The following is a 16,728-nucleotide window of genomic DNA, read 5'->3' as shown; positions in this document are numbered from 1 at the left end:
GTGCAATTATCAACGGCGATTATGTGGCCGCCCGCGCAGAATATAAAAGAAGACCGTGCAATACGGTTTTGCGCATTGCAACAAAACGGGGCGTTATACGTCAAACGGCGGGCGCGGCGCGGCGGCCCACGCACAGCAGGATCACGCTTAGCGCCACGCACAGCCAGCCGAATAGCGGCCCCAGCCAACCGGCCCACGTGGCCACGGACCGCGCTGCCGGCAGCGGCGCCAGCAAGGTGCTGCCCGGCATGGCGCTGCTGGCCCGCTCCGCCAGCACGTTCCCATACGCATCGCTGACCGTCAGCACGCCCTCGCGCGCCGCGCGCAGCACCGCATAACCGTTTTCCACGCCGCGCACCACGGTCATGCGCGCGCCCATCCAGGCGTCCAGCTGGAAATCCCAGGCCGGCACCAGCATCGCTTGCGCACCGGCCGCGCCATACGCCTGCCCCAGGGGCGCAAAATGCATGTCCTTGCAGATGGCCAGACCCATGGCCTGTCCCGCCACCGGCTGCACGGCATACGCGCTGCCAGCAAGAAACTCGCGCTCGGGCGGCGCCAGATGATGTTTTTGATAGCTGACCGGCGCGGCGCCATCGGGCGCGAACAGCCAGGCCAGGTTGCGCCGGCCGGCAGCGTCCTGCACGCCGATACCCAGGATAATCCACGCGCCCGTGCTGCGCGCCAGCGCCTGGAAACGTTGCCGCACGGCGTCCGCCTGCGCAGGGGCCAGCACGGCTATCTTTTCCGGCAACAGCACCAGCGTGGCGCCCTGCCCGGCCAGTTGCCCGACATGGCGCGCGTACTGGTCCCAGACGGCTTGCGCGCGCGCCGGCGGCGTGGCCGGACCGATAAAGTCATCGATGGCCACCAGTCCCGCCAGCGGCCCGCCAGGCGCCGGCGCGCCAGAGTTTCCCTGCACGCGCCAGGCGCCGCCAGCGAACGCGGCCGCCAGAAGCAGCGCGGCCGCGCCCGCCGCTGGCGCATATGCGCGGCCGCCCGCCAGCAGCAAGGCCAGCGCGGATGGCGCCAGGCACAGCAAGAACAACAGGCCAGGCACGCCCGCCAGGGCCGCCACCTGCAGCACGGCAAGGTTATCCGCTTGCGAATACGCGAGGCTGCCCCAGTTACCATCGGGCAGCAAGGCCGCCATCGCCGTATCGATGGCCACCCACAGCACGGGATAGGCCAGCACCGTCCAGCCGGAGCGGTAGCGCAGCACGAGACGCCGCGTGGCCAGCACCACCAGCAGCCACAGCAGTGCCTTGACGAACATCACGGCCAGCATGGCCGGCAAGGGCATGAGCAGGCGAAAATAGGCAACGTTCGATGACAGACCCAGCAAGGCGGCCAAAAACGTCATCCAGGCCGCATCGCGGCGCGACGAGCGCAGGGCCAGCCACAGCACGGGCAGCGGCGCGCACCAGGCCAGCCAGCCCAGCGGCTGCGGCCCCAGCACCCAGTACAGGGGCAGGCCCGCCGCCAGCGCGGCGGCGGTTTGCAACAGGCGCTGGCGCAGCGCGGTGCCGCCGGCAGCCGGCGCAGACAAGGTATGGAGCATGGTCATGCTTTCAAGGGGAGCCAGATTTCCACGCCGCCGCTGCCGCTGACGGGATCGAAATGCTGGTCGTAGCGTTCAAAATCGGGCGCGTCGGCCACTTCCAGGCCGGACCGGGGCAACCACTCGTTCCACACCGTGTGCCAGGTGGCGCGGATGGTGGAAATGTGACCGCGGTGATGAAACACGGCATAGCGCCGCGGGGCGATGCGCAGCCGCGTCCAGCCGTCGGGGGCCTGGGAAAAGTCGTTCACGGGCATGGCGCACAGGTAATCGAAATTGCCCGCATCGTCATTGTTGCAGCACACGCCATATACGAGCTGGCCGGGCGCCGCATGGGGCAGGAAACGCTGCCACAGGGCGGGAATGCCGGCAACCGTTTCTGCGCGATAACGTTCGACGAGACCCGCCACCAGCAAGGCGGGACCCTGTTCGAAACGGGGTGCTTCCAGGGCCACGCCTGGCGCCACATCCAGTTTGATGGCCTCCACCAGCGCGAGGTTGGCGACATGGCGCTGGGCCCGCACCATTTCCGGCGTGCGCTGGAACTGCTCGCGGAAGGCCCGCGTAAATGCCTCGTGGGAACTGTAGCCAGCCTGCAGGGCGACGGCGAGGATGTCTTGCGCGCCCTGCGCCAGCGCGCGGGCCGCCTCGCTGAGCCGGCGCGCCCGCACATAGCGCATCACGGAATGGCCCGTGGCCAGGCCAAACGCGCGCGTCAGGTGACACGGCGAGGCGCCGCCCACGTGGGCGATGTCGCCGAGCGAGATATTCTCCGCATAATGCGATTCGATATACCAGAGTGCCTTGGCCAGATAGTGCATGGACGCTTCCCGTTGAACGAGCTGCGACTGTAGCATTTTCAGATCACGAGGATTTGACTGAAATTGCGCAATGCGGGCTTATTTGCGCGTGCGCTTTTCGTAAACCAGCTGGCCGCTGCTGATGCGCGCCAGTTCGGCCATTTCCTGGGCCAGGAAGGCAAGCAGGTCGTCGATGCTGACGACGCCGGAAAGCGCGCCCAGGCTGTTGACCACGGGCAAGCGGCGGATGCCGTTGACGCGCATGCGTTCGATGATGTCATAGACGTCTTCGTCTTCGCTGGCCGTGAGCAGTTGCGCGCTCATGATGTCGCCCACCAGCAGGCTGGCGGGGTCGAGGCCCAGGGCGATGACGGAAATGACGATGTCGCGGTCGGTGAGGATGCCGATGGGAACGCGCTCGCCGTTCGGCTGTTCGGCCACGATCAGGTCGCCCACGTGGTGCTGGCGCATCAGCAGCGCCGCGTCTTGCACGCTGGTGTCACGCTGGCAATGGATGGTGTGCAGGGTACAGATGTCGCCGATGCGCATGTCGCCACTCCGTTTGAGGCAGAGTGTCCACGCTACGCCAGCCCACCGTGGCGGGCTTGAGGCAAATCAATGGAGCGGTACTTACTTTTCTTCGGGAGGCGGCAGGAAGCAGGCTTCGACGATCTGCAGGTCGTTATCCTTGGCGAACTCGCGCACGAAGTGAAACGCCATCGGCTCGATCTCGCGCAGCTTGGTGTTGACGACCACCGACTTGACGCCGTTGACGACGGTCGGCCGCACGTAGGGCGAATACTGGAGGTGCGCATTGCGCCCGCCGCCTTCGGGATTGAAACAGGACATCACTCCGCAAAGGCGCTCGGCCCAATCGCTGGGTCGGAATTGCTTGCCATTGCTGGTGAGACCAAGGATGAAGAACTCGTCTGAGAGTTCCCCTGTTTTTTGAGATAACTCGGCCATGTGGCTTGTCGGGACTGGATTGCGTGAATGGCCCCGGCGGGTAAGCCGGGCTGGTAATTCAACTACGTTTGCTGCGGTAAGCCAGTATTATATCTTATAGAAGACTTGGGTTCTACCTCGATCTGCCCTGACGATGCAAACAGGGGCCGGCACGCGTAACGCGCCAGCCCCTATTTTAACCTTGTTCCAAGCGCCAGGCGCATGGATGGCGCGTGTGCGTCCGCGTCAGCCGAGGAAAACGGCGCCCGACATCAACAACAGCAGCAGCATCCACAACAGCAAGGCGCGCCAGACGAGGCCCACCGTGCTCTGCAAGGCGCGTGCGCCTGGCTCTTCGCCCGGCAGGATATCGCTTTCGCTGTCGCTGTCGTCGACGGCCATGTCGGGCGTGACGACCACGCGGGCCGCCGTTTCCGCCGGCGTGCCCAGGCGCACGCCCATGGCGCCGCCGCCGGCCGTCAGGATGATGCCGATGGCCTCGTCCTGCCAGCGCTGGGCGAAATTGCGCCAGGCGTAGATGGCATCCTCGAAATTGCCGACCACGGCAAACGCCACGGCCGTCAGGCGCACGGGAATCCAGTCGATCAGGTAAAAGGCGCGCGCGGCGAACTGGCCGAACGCTTCATTGCGCATGTGCTCGGGCTCGTTCCAGGCGCGCGCCAGGTATTCGGCCACGCGGTACATCACGGCGCAGGCAGGGCCCAGCGGCATGAGGAACCAGAAGAACACGCCAAACACATTGCGATGCGTGGTGATCAGGGCTTTTTCCACGGCGATGCGGGCGATTTCGCTCGCTTCCATGCCTACCGTGTCGAGCTTGGTCCACTCGGCCAGCAAGGTCCGCGCGGACGCCTCGTCGCCGGCGCTCAGGGCCAGCTGGATCGACGTGAAGTAATGGCTGTAATGGCGAAAACCCAGGGTCAGGTAGACGATGAGGACATTCCAGACGAAGGCCAGGGGGGTCAGCTGGTAATGCCGCAAGAGCCAGTACACGCCGGCCGTCGGCACCATCAGCACGCCGATCATGAGGAACCAGCCCATGCGGCCGTGGTTGGCGTGGCCGGCATTGAACCAGGTCTCCATGCGCATTGCCAGGCTCTTGATTTCGGCGTAGATCGGATTGTCCGCGCGCAAAGGTTTGAGCTGCTCGATCAGCAATGCGCAAAGTATGGAGAGAAATGTCATCAATGGTCCTTTTTGTCTTTTTCAGCAATACCGCAATGCCCGCTACGATAGCGCAGTGCAGTGCTGGAATCAAACTTATTACGTGCGGGGTGCCATTTTACGCGCGCAAGAGGTGAAACAGATTGCGCAGCATGCCGGCGGTGGCGCCCCAAATGTAGAAGCGCTCGTAGGGCATGGCGTAGAACGAGCGCCGTCCGCCGGGCAATTCCACCGACAGGCGCTGGTGGTTGAGGCCATCCATGAGGAAGGCCAGCGGCACTTCGAAGATTTCCGCCACTTCCGACGGGTCGGCGCGCAGCTCGAACGGCGGCGTCACCAGGCCCACCACGGGCGTGACCTGGTAGCCGGTGCCCGTCAGGTAGTCGGGCAGGCAGCCCAGCACTTCAATGTGTTCGCGCACCAGGCCCACTTCTTCTTCCGTTTCGCGCAGGGCCGTGGCCACGGGCGAACCATCGAACGGTTCGCTGCGCCCGCCCGGAAAGCTGACCTGGCCCGCATGGCTGCTCAGGTGGTCCGTGCGCATCGTCAGCAAGATGGTCAAGCCCTGTGGCCGTTGCACCAGCGGAATGAGCACGGCGGCGCGCACGGGCACGGCGCGGGCGGACAGGAAATCCTGGGTAATCTCGGGCTGCCAGTCCGGCTGTTCGGCCAGGCGCCGGCGCAGCCAGTCCGGCGTCAGGCGTTCGGCGTCCAGCGCCGCCTCGCCGGCGATCGAATCGATGGCGAGTTGTTTGGGATCAAATGCGACGGTGGCCATGGCAGCTTGCCTCAATAGCAATTCAGAATAAAAAAGGGGCGCCGAGAGGCACCCCTTTTCCCAACGCAGACGCTGATATTACGCGCTTGCTTTCGCCACAACGCGGCGATTTGGCAATTTTTCTTTGATACGCGCCGATTTACCCGAACGCTCACGCAGATAGTACAGCTTGGCGCGGCGAACATCACCACGGCGTTTCACTTCGATCGAAGCGATCAGCGGCGAGTACAGTTGGAACGTACGCTCAACGCCTTCGCCGGACGAGATCTTGCGAACGATGAAGTTCGAGTTCAGGCCACGGTTACGACGGGAGATAACGACGCCTTCGTAAGCCTGGGCGCGCTTGCGCGTGCCTTCGACTACGTTGACGCTGACGATAACGGTATCGCCTGGTGCGAAGTCAGGAATCGATTTACCCAGACGGGCGATCTCTTCTTGCTCTAATTGTTGAATCAAGTCCATTTTTATAACTCCGAAAACCATCATGCCGGCGCACTGTGGATAGCGTGCTATCCGCCCGGTAGAGGATGGGTATTACCAATTTGGGCAACATGCCCGGCACTGCAAAGCCACCCTGCTGGCCGTCCGAGGACGGTTTACAGGCTGGCCAGGAATTTTTCGTCGGTCTTGCTGAGCAAGCCGGCGGCGCGCGCACTGACCAGCAGGTCAGGCCGCTTTGTCGCGGTCGCTTCCAGCATGCGCTGGCGGCGCCACTTGACGATCTCGGCATGATTGCCCCCCATCAAGACGGGCGGCACGGCCATGCCTTCATAGCTTTCCGGCCGCGTGTAGTGCGGCGAATCGAGCAAGCCATTGACGAAGCTGTCCTCGATGGCCGATGCCTCGGTGTTCAAGACACCCGGCAACAGGCGGATCACCGCATCCATCAGCGCCATGGCGGGCAGTTCGCCGCCCGACAGGACGAAGTCGCCGACGCTGATTTCTTCGTCGACGCAACGGTCCAGCAAACGCTGGTCCACGGCTTCATAGCGGCCGCACAGGATCACCAAACCGGGTTCGGCTTTCAACTGCGTGACGCGCTCGTGCGTCAGCGGACGGCCTTGCGGCGACATGAACACCACGCGGGGCGCCGCCAGGCCGAGATCGGACTGACGTTGCTTCGCGGCATTAATTGTCGCTTCGAGGGGACGGGCCATCATCACCATGCCGGGGCCGCCGCCATACGGGCGGTCATCCACGGTACGGTGATTGTCGGTGGTGAAATCGCGGGGATTCCACAGCGACAAGCCACATTTCCCCTGCTCGAAGGCGCGCCGGGTCACACCCGACTGCGTCAGCGCGGCAAACATTTCCGGGAACAGGGTCACGACATCAAATTGCATCGCTCACCATCCTGCAAAGTTTGCCCGGCGCAAAGTTAAGCGCAGGCGGTTTAATAATCGAGGCCCCAGTCGACCGTGATCTTGCTGGCAGCCTTGTCAACGTTAATGACAAACTGACCAACAAACGGGATCAGGCGCTCAGGCGCCTTTTCAACGGTCTCATCGGCAGTGGCGACGGGCGTAACGCGCAAGATCGACTGCGGACCATTGCTCATCATGTCGTGCACTGTGCCGAGGCACTCGCCTTGCAAATTCTCGACTGTCAGTCCGATCAGATCGGACCAATAAAATTCATCGGCCGACAGCGTCGGGAAATGGCTACGCGGAATTTGCACAGAGACGCCTTTCAGCGCTTCTGCGGCATCCCGCCCGACCACACCCACCAGCTGGGCCACGACGTCGCCGCCGTGTAACTTCGCTTGCCTGACTTGAACATCATGCAAGGTCGGTTTATCAAACCACCAGGTTTTGACGCTTAATAATGCATCCGCGTCGTCGGAGAAAGGAGTGATCCTAACCCCGCCAGCAATGCCATAAGCACCGGAGACATAGCCTACCTGTACCAGGTCATCGGGGACTTTCACCCCGGATGCAGTCTTGACCGTCAAACCAGTGATCTAATTAAGCTGCTGCTTTGTTGTTGCTAGCTACCAAGCGAGCAACGGTTGGCGACAATTGTGCGCCAACGCCTTGCCAGTAGGCCAGACGGTCTGCGGTGATACGCAGTGGAACTTCGCCACCTTGCGCCATCGGGTTGTAAAAACCGATACGCTCAATGAAGCGACCATCGCGGCGATTGCGCGAGTCAGTAGCGACGATGTTGAAGAACGGGCGCTTCTTGGCGCCTCCACGAGCTAAACGAATAACGACCATAATATTTCCAAAAAGTGTGCTGAGGCGGAAAAAGCCGCAAATTATAGCGCGCTTTACCGCCAGGCAGCAAGCGTTATGATGACGGGCGTGTAATTTGGGCTAATCAAACATTATGACCAGTCATGGCCGAAGACGCAATAGGCGCGTGCGTCTATCGTGCCTGCCATGTCACGTCCAGGCGTTGATATTGCACGACAGCATCGCCTGAACGCTGCCTGAAAGTGCTATCGTTGCAGCAAGCAATGACCGATACTGGCAATCTTTACCGATGAGCAACTCTGGAGTCCCATGACCACCGCTACCATTTTGCAACAGTCGCACAAGAACAAGGCCTTCACGACACTGCTGGCCTTCCTGCTGGGCATGCTGGGCGCCCACCGCTTCTACCTGCACGGCGCCAAGGACCGCTGGGGCTGGCTACACCTGGCCGCCCTGCCCGCCTCGCTGCTGCTGCGCCAGCTGTTTCCCGAAGCGGACTGGTTTTACCAGATATTGCCGCTGACCCTGTCCGCCCTGGGCGGCTTCCTGGAAGCGCTGGTGCTGGGCCTGATGCCGGACGACAAGTGGGATGCGCGCTACAACACCTCCTCCAGCCGCCAGTCGGACACGGGCTGGCCCCTGGCCGTGGTGCTGGTCGCTACCTTGATGCTAGGCGCAGGCGTGCTGATCGCCACCATGGCGCGCCTGTTCGACTTGCTGTATACAGGCGGCGCCTACGGTTAATTTCCACCCGGAAATAGCATCGGATCACGCCTGCCGCACGCACATGTAAGTGTTGGTAAGCAATCATGATTTTCCTCTATACTGCATTCACAATGCCGACATTACTGGCACATTCAACACCCCCTAGGAGAAGATCATGATTCGTCGCCCACTCGTCCTCGCAGTCGCCGTCACGGCCCTGCTCAGCACCTCCGCCTTCGCGCAAAACCTGTCGCCGAAAGCGCAATACGCGTACGACACCAAGCAAGCCAACACGCGCTATGCGGACGACAAGAAACTGTGCGCAGAAGAAACCAGCTCGAAAGCCCGCATGCAATGCCTGCGCGACGCCAAGGGCGAATACGACCAGGCCATCATCAACGCCAAGGCCGCGCAAAAGGCGGGCAACTCGTATGCGGGCCAGAACAGCAAACCAGCCCAGCAACAGATCTGCGCCGAGTGCGGCAAGGTGCTGGCAGTCAACGTCGCTGAAAAAGCGGGCGAAGGCGGCGCGCTGGGCATGATCGGCGGCGGCGTGGCCGGCGCCCTGCTGGGCCGCCAGGTTGGCGGCGGACGCGGCAAGGACCTGGCCACCCTGGCCGGCGCCGCCGGCGGCGCTTTCGCGGGCAAGCAAGTCGAAGGCCACATGAAAAACAGCAAGGTGTGGACCGTTACCGTGCAGTACGAAACGGGCGCCAAGGCTGACTTCGCATTCGACCAGGACCCGGGCCTGGCCGCTGGCGACTTGGTGCGCAATTCCGGCAACGGCATCGCCAGAAGATAAGCTTTTGAAAGAGTAAAAAAAAGCGCTGGAGAGTGATCTCCAGCGCTTTTTTGCATTAGGCCAGCTTGCGCCGGCCAAGTTTCAACTTAAAACTGCTCTTCCGACAAGGCCATCACGCCGGCGCTGCCGTCGATGATGGTGGCGCGCAAGCCTGGCGCCTGTGACAGGATGTGGTCGGCAAAGAAGCGCGCCGTGGCGATCTTTGCCTTGTAGAACGAAGCGTCGCCGCTGCCTTCACCGAGCTTTTGCTGCGCCACCACGGCCGCACGGGCCATTTGCCAGCCGCCCAGCACGATGCCGGCCAGTTTCAAATAGGGCACGCTGCCCGCGAACACGGCCTTGATATCCGTCTTCATGTTCGCCACCACATACTCGACTACCGCTTCGAGGGCCGCGCTGCCTTCGGCCAGGTGGCGCTGCATGGCCTGGAAGTCGGCGCCGGACAGTTCGCCCAGCTGGGCTTCCGTGGCGCGCACCTGGGCGATGATGGCTTTCGCCACGGCGCCGCCGTCGCGCACCGTCTTGCGGCCCACGAGGTCGTTCGCCTGGATGGCCGTCGTGCCTTCGTAAATGGTGAGAATCTTGGCGTCGCGGTAATGCTGGGCGGCGCCTGTTTCTTCGATGAAACCCATGCCGCCATGCACTTGCACGCCGTCGCGCGTGACGTCTTGCGACATTTCCGTGGCCCAACCCTTGATGACGGGCACCAGGTATTCATACGTCGCCAGGCTTTCCGCACGCACTTCCGCGTCCGGATGGTGGTGCGCCACGTCGCTGATGGCCGCGCCCACGTAGGCCAGCGCGCGCGCCGCCTCCGTTTGCGAGCGCATCGACATCAGCATGCGGCGCACGTCCGGGTGGTGGATGATGGAGACGGGACCAGGCGAACCGGCCAGGTCGCGCGACTGCACGCGGTCCTTGGCGAACGCCACGGCTTGCTGGTAGGCGCGCTCGGCCAGGCCGATGCCTTGCAAACCGACGCCGAAGCGGGCCGCGTTCATCATGATGAACATGTATTCGAGGCCGCGGTTTTCCTCGCCCACCAGGGTGCCGATGGCACCGCCGTGGTCGCCGAACTGCAATACGGCCGTCGGACTGGCCTTGATGCCCAGCTTGTGCTCGATGGAAACGCAATGGGCGTCGTTGCGCGCGCCCAGGCTGCCGTCAAGATTGACGAGGAATTTCGGCACGATGAACAGGGAAATGCCTTTCACGCCGGCGGGCGCGTCCGGCGTGCGGGCCAGCACCAGGTGGACGATGTTTTCCGCCATGTCGTGCTCGCCGTACGTGATGAAAATCTTCGTGCCGAACACTTTATACGTGCCATCGTCCTGCGGCACGGCGCGCGTGCGCACGGCAGCCAGGTCGGACCCCGCTTGCGGCTCCGTCAGGTTCATCGTGCCCGTCCACTTGCCCGACACCAGGTTTTCCAGGTACACCGCTTTCTGTTCATCGCTGCCGGCCGTCAGCAGCGCTTCGATGGCGCCGTCCGACAGCAGGGCCACCAGGGCGAACGAGATGCTGGCCGAGTTGAGCATTTCGATGCACGGCGTGGCCAGCAGCTTGGGCAAGCCCTGGCCGCCGAATTCCGTCGGATGCTGCACGCCCTGCCAGCCCGCTTCGCCGTAGGCCTTGAACGCTTCCTTGAAGCCTTTCGACGTCGTGACTTGCCCGTCGTGCCAGAAGCTCGGTTCCTTGTCGCTGGGGCCGTTCAAGGGGGCCACCACGCCGCCGCAGAACTTGGCGTTCTCTTCCAGCACGGCTTCGGCCGTGTCGGGCGTCGCGTCTTCGCAGCCGGGCAAGGTGTGGATTTCGGCCAGGCCGGCCAGTTCGTTCATCACGAACAACATGTCTTTCAGCGGGGCTTGATAGCTCATCTTCTTTTCTCCAAGAAAAAAGCCACGCGCGGCTCGCCGTGTGGGGCGGGCCGGCGTGGCTTTGTCAGTAACAAAACCGGAAGGGGTGCGACTTAACCCAGTTCTTTGACCAGTTGCGGCACGATCTCGAACAGATCGCCCACGATGCCGTAGTCGGCCACGGCAAAGATCGGCGCTTCCGGATCCTTGTTGATGGCGACGATGGTCTTCGAATCTTTCATGCCGGCCAGATGCTGGATCGCGCCCGAGATACCGACGGCGATGTACAGCGATGGCGCGACGATCTTGCCCGTCTGGCCCACTTGCCAGTCGTTCGGCACGAAGCCGGCGTCGACGGCGGCGCGCGAAGCACCCATGGCGGCGCCCAGCTTGTCGGCCAGCGGTTCCAGGATGTGGAAGTTTTCCGCCGAACCCATGCCACGGCCGCCCGACACGATGATTTTCGCGGCGGTCAGTTCAGGACGGTCGGACTTGGCCAGTTCGCGGCCCACGAAGGCGGACTTGCCCGCGTCGGCGACGGCGGCAACGGTTTCCGTGGCAGCCGAACCGCCGGTGGCGGCAGCGGCGTCGAAACCGGTGGTGCGCACGGTGATGACCTTGACCTTGTCGCCAGATTGCACGGTGGCAATCGCGTTACCGGCGTAGATCGGGCGCTCGAAGGTGTCCGGCGAATCGACCTTGGTGATTTCCGAGATTTGCGCGACGTCCAGCTTGGCGGCCACGCGCGGCAGGATGTTCTTGCCGTAGGCGGTGGCTGGCGCCAGGATGTGGCTGTAGTTGCCGGCGATGGCCAGCACTTGCTCGGCCACGTTTTCGGCCAGGCCGTCGGCAAAATATGGCGCGTCGGCGACGATGACTTTCGTCACGCCGGCGATTTGCGCGGCGGCAGCGGCGGCAGCCGATGCGTTCGAGCCTGCGACGAGCACGTGCACGTCGCCGCCGCATTGGGCAGCCGCGGTCACGGTGTGGTGGGTGCTGCCCTTTAAGGTAGCGTTGTCGTGTTCAGCAATAACTAATGCGACCATGATATGTCCTGTAATTGTTCTGGGTAGACGGCAAAGCCGCTTAGATGACTTTGGCTTCGGTACGCAGCTTGGCGACCAGGGTAGCGACGTCCGGGACCTTGATGCCGGCCGAGCGCTTGGCTGGCTCGACGACTTTCAGGGTCTTCAGGCGTGGCGCAACATCGACGCCCAGGTCTTCCGGCTTGACGGTCTCGAGCGGCTTTTTCTTGGCCTTCATGATGTTCGGCAAGGTCACATAGCGTGGCTCGTTCAGGCGCAGGTCGGTGGTGATGATCGCTGGCAAGGTCAATGCCAGGGTTTCCAGGCCGCCATCGACTTCGCGGGTGACGGTGACTTTACCGTCTTCCAGCACGACTTTCGAGGCGAACGTGGCTTGCGGCCAACCCAGCAGGGCTGCCAGCATCTGGCCGGTCTGGTTGCTGTCATCATCGATGGCTTGCTTGCCCAGGATGATCAGTTGCGGCTGTTCTTTCTCGGCCAGGGACTTGACCAGCTTGGCCACGGCCAGCGGTTCCAGTTCAGTCGTCGTTTCCACCAGGATGCCGCGGTCGGCGCCGATGGCCATGGCCGTGCGCAGGGTTTCCTGGCACTGCGTCACGCCGCAGGAGATGGCGACCACTTCAGTGACCTTGCCGGCTTCTTTCAGGCGCATCGCTTCTTCCAGCGCGATCTCATCGAAAGGGTTCATCGACATTTTGACGTTGGCGGTATCGACGCCAGTGCCGTCACTCTTGACGCGGACTTTGACGTTATAGTCGACCACGCGTTTGACGGGTACCAAGACTTTCATAGCTATGCCTTTGGGAAATTATAAAAATGACGGATCAAGTGCTGATTGTGCGTTCGATTATAAGAGAAATTTGAATCTTGAACCGAATTTAAGCACGATCGTGCGATTTTTTGTTAGAGCAATCCATCTAAACTGTCCAGCTTTGAGGATTTCAGGGGAGTCCGCCGCTACGCTGCAAGGCAGCAAAAGGGCATGAAAGTGACGCACACGGCAGGGTATTCACCAGGCCGCGCCACGGCGGCCCCGGCTGGCAGAATTATTTGCGTTGCATCAGGAAGACGAATTCGGTACCCGTCTGCACATGCGACAGCAGGGCATTGCCCGTTTGCTTGGCAAAAGCCTGGAAGTCGCGCACGGAACCGGGATCGGTTGCCATGATGCGCAGCACTTCCCCGCTCTGCAGCTCTGACAAAGCCTTTTTCGCCTTCAGAATCGGCAAGGGGCAATTCAAGCCCCGCGCGTCGAGTTCTTTATGAAATTCCATAATCTCGGTATCAAGTAGTGTGTCGCTCATCATCAATATCCCGCCATTTTTGTTGTACTGATTTTCGACATACTACTCTAAATCAGGGGCATTGACGCGCTGCACCAAAATAGTTCATCGGCTGTTGTGGTGTCACAACGAGATTCCACACGGCAAAACGGCCCGCAAACACCGTCTGCGGGCCGTTTTCAAGGGGCTGTGGGGCGAAAACCCCGCATGGAGCCTAGCTTACGCCTTATTTCGCGCGTTCGCCGACCCAGGCCGGCACGCCGGCCAGGGCGTTCGCCAGGCCGCTCGGATCGGTGCCGCCCGCTTGCGCCATATCGGGGCGTCCGCCGCCTTTTCCGCCCACTTGCTGTGCAACGAAGTTCACCAGCTCGCCCGCTTTGACCTTGCCAGTCGCGTCGGCCGTGACGCCGGCGATCAGGCTGACCTTGCCGTCGGCCACGCTGGCCAGCACGATGGCGGCCGTTTTCAGCTTGTCCTTCAGCTTGTCCATGGTTTCGCGCAAGCGGGCCACGTCGGCGCCGTCCAGCACGGCTGCGAGCACCTTGATGCCGTTGACATCGACGGCTTGCGTGACCAGTTCATCGCCCTGGCCCGACGCCAGTTTCGATTTCAGCGCGGCCAGTTCCTTCTCCAGCGCCTTCACGTGATCCTGCACCTGGCCGATGCGGGCAGTGAGCTCTTCCGGCTGCGCCTTCAGGGCATTGGCCGCCTCGACCAGGCGGCGGTTGATGGTTTGCACCAGCGCCAGCGCGCCCTCGCCCGTCACGGCTTCCACGCGGCGGATGCCGGCGGCCACGCCGCTTTCGGCGATGATCTTGAACAAGCCGATGTCGCCCGTGCGCTGCACGTGGACGCCGCCGCACAGCTCTTTCGAGCTGCCGATGTCGAGCACGCGCACTTCGTCGCCGTATTTCTCGCCGAACAGGGCCATCGCGCCATGCTTGACGGCATCGTCAAACGACATCAGGTGCGCTTGCGTGGCGCGGTTTTCCAGGATCTCTTTATTGACAATGGTTTCCACGGCGGCGATTTGCTCTGCCGTCATCGGTGCATTGTGGCTGAAGTCGAAACGGGTTTTATCGGGGTCGACCAGCGAACCCTTTTGCGCCACGTGGCTGCCCAGCACTTCGCGCAAGGCCTTGTGCATCAAGTGCGTGGCCGAGTGGTTGCGGATGGTGCGCGCGCGCTTGGCCGTGTCGACTTGCGCCGAGACGGCGTCGCCCACCTTCAGCACGCCCGATTCCAGCACGCCGTGGTGGCCGAAGACGTCGGCCTGGATTTTCAGGGTGTCGCTGACGGCAAAGCTGCCCGCGCCCGAGGAAATCACGCCCTGGTCGCCCACCTGGCCGCCCGATTCCGCGTAGAACGGCGTCGTGTCGAGCACGACGATGCCCGCTTCACCGGCTTTCAGTTCCTGCACGGGCGTGCCGGCCGCGTACAGCGCGACGACCTTGCTGCTGAACGTCAATTGATCGTAGCCGACGAAGGTGTTTTTCTCGCCCGTGTACTCGACCTTGCTGTCCTTGTGCGTCTTGCCGCCCTTGCGCGACAGTTCCTGGCTTTCCTTCAGGGCCGCGTCGTAGCCGGCCTGGTCGAACGTGATGTCGCGTTCGCGGCAGATGTCCGCCGTCAAGTCCGGCGGGAAGCCGTAGGTTTCGTACAGGGTGAAGGCGGTGGCGCCGTCGATGCCCGTGGCATCCTTGGCCAGCTGCGCTTCCAGCACTTTCATGCCCGTTTCCAGGGTTTCGCCGAAACGCTCTTCCTCGGCTTTCAGCATGTTGGCGACGTTGTCCTTCGCTTCTTCCAGCTCAGGATAGGCGCCGCCCATCTCGATGGCCAGATCAGCCACCAGCTTGTAGAAGAACGGTTTCGTCTGGCCCAGCTTGTGACCATGGCGCAAGGCGCGGCGGATGATGCGGCGCAATACATACGCGCGGCCTTCGCTGCCCGGGATGATGCCGTCGACGATCATGAAGGCGGCGGCGCGGATGTGGTCGGCGATCACGCGCAGCGACTTGTTTTCCAGGTCCGTGGCGCCCGTTTCGCGCGCGGCAGCCTTGATCAGGTGCTGGAACAGGTCGATTTCATAGTTCGAATGCACGTGCTGCAGCACGGCGGCCAGGCGCTCCATGCCCATGCCCGTGTCGACGCACGGCTTCGGCAGCTTGTGCATGACGCCCGCTTCGTCGCGGTTGAACTGCATGAACACCAGGTTCCAGATTTCAATGAAGCGGTCGCCGTCTTCGTCAGGCGAGCCCGGCGGGCCGCCAGGAATGTCGGCGCCGTGGTCGTAGAAGATTTCCGTGCATGGACCGCATGGGCCCGTGTCCGCCATCTGCCAGAAATTATCCGATGCGTAGCGCGCACCCTTGTTGTCGCCGATGCGGATGATGCGCTCGACGGGCACGCCGATTTCTTTCGCCCAGATATCGTACGCTTCGTCATCTTCGATGTACACGGTGACGGTCAGCTTATCGGCCGGCAAGCCATATACCTTGGTCAGCAGTTCCCACGCGTATTGAATCGCGTCGCGCTTGAAATAGTCGCCGAAGCTGAAGTTGCCCAGCATTTCAAAGAAGGTGTGGTGGCGCGCCGTGTAGCCGACGTTTTCCAGGTCGTTGTGCTTGCCGCCGGCGCGCACGCAGCGCTGCACGGAAGTGGCACGCGTGTACGGACGGCTGTCCGTGCCCGTAAACACATCCTTGAATTGCACCATGCCGCTGTTCGTCAACAGCAAGGTCGGATCGTTGCCTGGCACCAGGGAACTGGAACGGACGATGGAATGGCCCTTGGACTCGAAAAATTTGAGGAACTTGTCGCGGATTTCAGTTGATTTCATGTTTTTTTGGCAAAGAGTGGCGGCAGCTTTAAAGGGAAGATTATACGTGATATGGGGTGCGGCAATGACGGCGGGCCAGGGCATTGTTGCGCCCGTGCCAACATCGACAACCTGCCCGCTCAGGCTGGGTCGTGGTGGCTGGCGCAGGCGTGCGTTGCAGGCGCGGCCTTGGCCGCCGCAGCGGATGGCGTAGGGCCGGCGGCCGCATTGCAGTCGGCGCAGCGGCCGTACAGGGTCAGTTCGTGGCGCTCGACGACAAAGCCTTGCGGCGCCATGCGCTTCAAGTCGCCCGGGCAATCATGCACGTCGAACACGCGCTGGCACGTGGTGCACTGGAAATGGTGGTGGTGGTGATTGGCGGCCGTGTTCGACTCATAGCGCGGGTTTTCACCCGGCAAGGTCACCACGTGCACCTTTTCTTCCAGCACCAGCGATTTCAAGTTGCGGTAAACGGTGGCGATGCCCAGCTGCGTCACCTGCAAGCTGGCCTGTTCGAGGATTTCCTGCGCCGACAAGGGGCGCTGGGCCGACTCGATGGCGGCTTGAATAGCGGTTTTTTGACGTGTTGTGCGTTCCATAGCCGACAGAATACACCATCCGCCTGACTCCCCTGCCCGGAAAAACTGTCACACAGTAATGATAATGGGTTATCATTATCATCTTCTGGCAGCCACCCCATCCGGCAATGGCCTGCCCCGACCCGTCAAACCGATCGCCGATAAAGGAATTCTTG

Annotated in this window: 18 protein-coding genes; 2 read left to right on the top strand and 16 right to left on the bottom strand. The window is 62.4% G+C overall.

Going from position 1 to position 16,728, the window contains the following annotated elements:
• Window positions 1-100 precede the first annotated feature (100 nt).
• The 10 genes from O3300_RS24700 to rpsP all read right to left on the bottom strand — a co-directional run bounded on the left by O3300_RS24700 (window position 101) and on the right by rpsP (window position 7,485).
• Entirely contained in the window at window positions 101-1,567 is a 1,467-nt protein-coding gene (locus O3300_RS24700; RefSeq protein ID WP_305054390.1) for a nitrilase-related carbon-nitrogen hydrolase, read from the bottom strand.
• Window positions 1,564-2,382, bottom strand: coding sequence for an AraC family transcriptional regulator (locus tag O3300_RS24695; protein WP_305054389.1), 819 nt, complete (start codon window positions 2,380-2,382; stop codon window positions 1,564-1,566). Before O3300_RS24695 ends, O3300_RS24700 begins: the two co-directional genes overlap by 4 nt.
• Before the next feature lie 78 nt (window positions 2,383-2,460).
• The gene (locus O3300_RS24690) at window positions 2,461-2,910 is read right to left on the bottom strand and encodes a CBS domain-containing protein (protein ID WP_035825422.1); all 450 of its coding nucleotides are present in this window, start codon (window positions 2,908-2,910) and stop codon (window positions 2,461-2,463) included.
• A gap of 81 nt (window positions 2,911-2,991) precedes the next feature.
• Window positions 2,992-3,327 (bottom strand): DUF3579 domain-containing protein, encoded by a 336-nt coding sequence (locus O3300_RS24685; RefSeq protein WP_029496213.1) that lies wholly within the window; start codon window positions 3,325-3,327, stop codon window positions 2,992-2,994.
• Window positions 3,328-3,552: 225 nt separating this feature from the next.
• Window positions 3,553-4,512 (bottom strand): CobD/CbiB family protein, encoded by a 960-nt coding sequence (locus O3300_RS24680; protein ID WP_099665209.1) that lies wholly within the window; start codon window positions 4,510-4,512, stop codon window positions 3,553-3,555.
• 97 nt (window positions 4,513-4,609) lie between these two features.
• Window positions 4,610-5,269 carry a CoA pyrophosphatase gene (locus tag O3300_RS24675; RefSeq protein ID WP_305054388.1) on the bottom strand — a complete coding sequence of 220 codons (660 nt, stop codon included), beginning with the start codon at window positions 5,267-5,269 and terminating at the stop codon, window positions 4,610-4,612.
• 78 nt (window positions 5,270-5,347) lie between these two features.
• Window positions 5,348-5,731 (bottom strand): 50S ribosomal protein L19, encoded by a 384-nt coding sequence (gene rplS / locus O3300_RS24670; RefSeq protein WP_035825414.1) that lies wholly within the window; start codon window positions 5,729-5,731, stop codon window positions 5,348-5,350.
• A gap of 134 nt (window positions 5,732-5,865) precedes the next feature.
• Window positions 5,866-6,612, bottom strand: a complete 747-nt coding sequence (gene trmD / locus O3300_RS24665) for a tRNA (guanosine(37)-N1)-methyltransferase TrmD (protein WP_251349893.1) — start codon at window positions 6,610-6,612, stop codon at window positions 5,866-5,868.
• Window positions 6,613-6,662: 50 nt separating this feature from the next.
• Window positions 6,663-7,220: a ribosome maturation factor RimM gene (gene rimM, locus O3300_RS24660; RefSeq protein WP_077400554.1), complete on the bottom strand. Its 558-nt coding sequence runs from the start codon at window positions 7,218-7,220 to the stop codon at window positions 6,663-6,665.
• Between the two features lie 13 nt (window positions 7,221-7,233).
• Window positions 7,234-7,485: a 30S ribosomal protein S16 gene (gene rpsP / locus O3300_RS24655; protein WP_010395524.1), complete on the bottom strand. Its 252-nt coding sequence runs from the start codon at window positions 7,483-7,485 to the stop codon at window positions 7,234-7,236.
• Window positions 7,486-7,773: 288 nt separating this feature from the next.
• On the opposite strand from rpsP, the gene O3300_RS24650 reads away from it, so the two are divergent.
• Both O3300_RS24650 and O3300_RS24645 read left to right on the top strand, forming a co-directional pair.
• The gene (locus tag O3300_RS24650) at window positions 7,774-8,208 is read left to right on the top strand and encodes an NINE protein (protein WP_305054387.1); all 435 of its coding nucleotides are present in this window, start codon (window positions 7,774-7,776) and stop codon (window positions 8,206-8,208) included.
• Between the two features lie 136 nt (window positions 8,209-8,344).
• A complete protein-coding gene (locus O3300_RS24645; protein ID WP_305054386.1) occupies window positions 8,345-8,971 on the top strand; it encodes a glycine zipper 2TM domain-containing protein in 627 nt (208 codons plus the stop codon).
• Window positions 8,972-9,057: 86 nt separating this feature from the next.
• Here the strand turns inward: O3300_RS24645 and O3300_RS24640 are convergent, their stop codons facing one another.
• The 6 genes from O3300_RS24640 to O3300_RS24615 all read right to left on the bottom strand — a co-directional run bounded on the left by O3300_RS24640 (window position 9,058) and on the right by O3300_RS24615 (window position 16,573).
• Entirely contained in the window at window positions 9,058-10,848 is a 1,791-nt protein-coding gene (locus O3300_RS24640) for an acyl-CoA dehydrogenase (RefSeq protein ID WP_251349892.1), read from the bottom strand.
• Window positions 10,849-10,940: 92 nt separating this feature from the next.
• A complete protein-coding gene (locus O3300_RS24635; RefSeq protein ID WP_077400542.1) occupies window positions 10,941-11,873 on the bottom strand; it encodes an electron transfer flavoprotein subunit alpha/FixB family protein in 933 nt (310 codons plus the stop codon).
• A 40-nt stretch (window positions 11,874-11,913) separates the two neighbouring features.
• The gene (locus tag O3300_RS24630; protein ID WP_034759884.1) at window positions 11,914-12,663 is read right to left on the bottom strand and encodes an electron transfer flavoprotein subunit beta/FixA family protein; all 750 of its coding nucleotides are present in this window, start codon (window positions 12,661-12,663) and stop codon (window positions 11,914-11,916) included.
• A 256-nt stretch (window positions 12,664-12,919) separates the two neighbouring features.
• Window positions 12,920-13,147: a sulfurtransferase TusA family protein gene (locus tag O3300_RS24625; protein WP_010395510.1), complete on the bottom strand. Its 228-nt coding sequence runs from the start codon at window positions 13,145-13,147 to the stop codon at window positions 12,920-12,922.
• Window positions 13,148-13,382: 235 nt separating this feature from the next.
• Window positions 13,383-15,995 (bottom strand): alanine--tRNA ligase, encoded by a 2,613-nt coding sequence (alaS, locus tag O3300_RS24620; RefSeq protein ID WP_305054385.1) that lies wholly within the window; start codon window positions 15,993-15,995, stop codon window positions 13,383-13,385.
• Between the two features lie 119 nt (window positions 15,996-16,114).
• The gene (locus O3300_RS24615; protein WP_305054384.1) at window positions 16,115-16,573 is read right to left on the bottom strand and encodes a Fur family transcriptional regulator; all 459 of its coding nucleotides are present in this window, start codon (window positions 16,571-16,573) and stop codon (window positions 16,115-16,117) included.
• Between the last annotated feature and the right edge of the window lie 155 nt (window positions 16,574-16,728).

The sequence above is a fragment of the Janthinobacterium sp. SUN206 genome (genome assembly GCF_030587305.1).
Lineage (GTDB): Bacteria > Pseudomonadota > Gammaproteobacteria > Burkholderiales > Burkholderiaceae_D > Janthinobacterium > Janthinobacterium kumbetense.
Note: the sequence above shows the minus strand (reverse complement) of the source record. Positions and strands in the feature narration are given on the sequence as shown.

Excerpts from the sequence above, each read along its gene's own strand:
- alaS (WP_305054385.1), bottom strand. The coding sequence starts at position 15,995 with ATGAAATCAACTGAAATCCGCGACAAGTTCCTCAAATTTTTCGAGTCC.
- O3300_RS24650 (WP_305054387.1), top strand. The coding sequence starts at position 7,774 with ATGACCACCGCTACCATTTTGCAACAGTCGCACAAGAACAAGGCCTTC.
- rplS (WP_035825414.1), bottom strand. The coding sequence starts at position 5,731 with ATGGACTTGATTCAACAATTAGAGCAAGAAGAGATCGCCCGTCTGGGT.
- rpsP (WP_010395524.1), bottom strand. The coding sequence starts at position 7,485 with ATGGTCGTTATTCGTTTAGCTCGTGGAGGCGCCAAGAAGCGCCCGTTC.
- O3300_RS24700 (WP_305054390.1), bottom strand. The coding sequence starts at position 1,567 with ATGACCATGCTCCATACCTTGTCTGCGCCGGCTGCCGGCGGCACCGCG.
- O3300_RS24615 (WP_305054384.1), bottom strand. The coding sequence starts at position 16,573 with ATGGAACGCACAACACGTCAAAAAACCGCTATTCAAGCCGCCATCGAG.
- trmD (WP_251349893.1), bottom strand. The coding sequence starts at position 6,612 with ATGCAATTTGATGTCGTGACCCTGTTCCCGGAAATGTTTGCCGCGCTG.
- O3300_RS24675 (WP_305054388.1), bottom strand. The coding sequence starts at position 5,269 with ATGGCCACCGTCGCATTTGATCCCAAACAACTCGCCATCGATTCGATC.
- O3300_RS24690 (WP_035825422.1), bottom strand. The coding sequence starts at position 2,910 with ATGCGCATCGGCGACATCTGTACCCTGCACACCATCCATTGCCAGCGT.
- O3300_RS24640 (WP_251349892.1), bottom strand. The coding sequence starts at position 10,848 with ATGAGCTATCAAGCCCCGCTGAAAGACATGTTGTTCGTGATGAACGAA.
- O3300_RS24635 (WP_077400542.1), bottom strand. The coding sequence starts at position 11,873 with ATGGTCGCATTAGTTATTGCTGAACACGACAACGCTACCTTAAAGGGC.
- O3300_RS24680 (WP_099665209.1), bottom strand. The coding sequence starts at position 4,512 with ATGACATTTCTCTCCATACTTTGCGCATTGCTGATCGAGCAGCTCAAA.
- O3300_RS24645 (WP_305054386.1), top strand. The coding sequence starts at position 8,345 with ATGATTCGTCGCCCACTCGTCCTCGCAGTCGCCGTCACGGCCCTGCTC.
- O3300_RS24625 (WP_010395510.1), bottom strand. The coding sequence starts at position 13,147 with ATGGAATTTCATAAAGAACTCGACGCGCGGGGCTTGAATTGCCCCTTG.
- O3300_RS24685 (WP_029496213.1), bottom strand. The coding sequence starts at position 3,327 with ATGGCCGAGTTATCTCAAAAAACAGGGGAACTCTCAGACGAGTTCTTC.
- O3300_RS24695 (WP_305054389.1), bottom strand. The coding sequence starts at position 2,382 with ATGCACTATCTGGCCAAGGCACTCTGGTATATCGAATCGCATTATGCG.
- O3300_RS24630 (WP_034759884.1), bottom strand. The coding sequence starts at position 12,663 with ATGAAAGTCTTGGTACCCGTCAAACGCGTGGTCGACTATAACGTCAAA.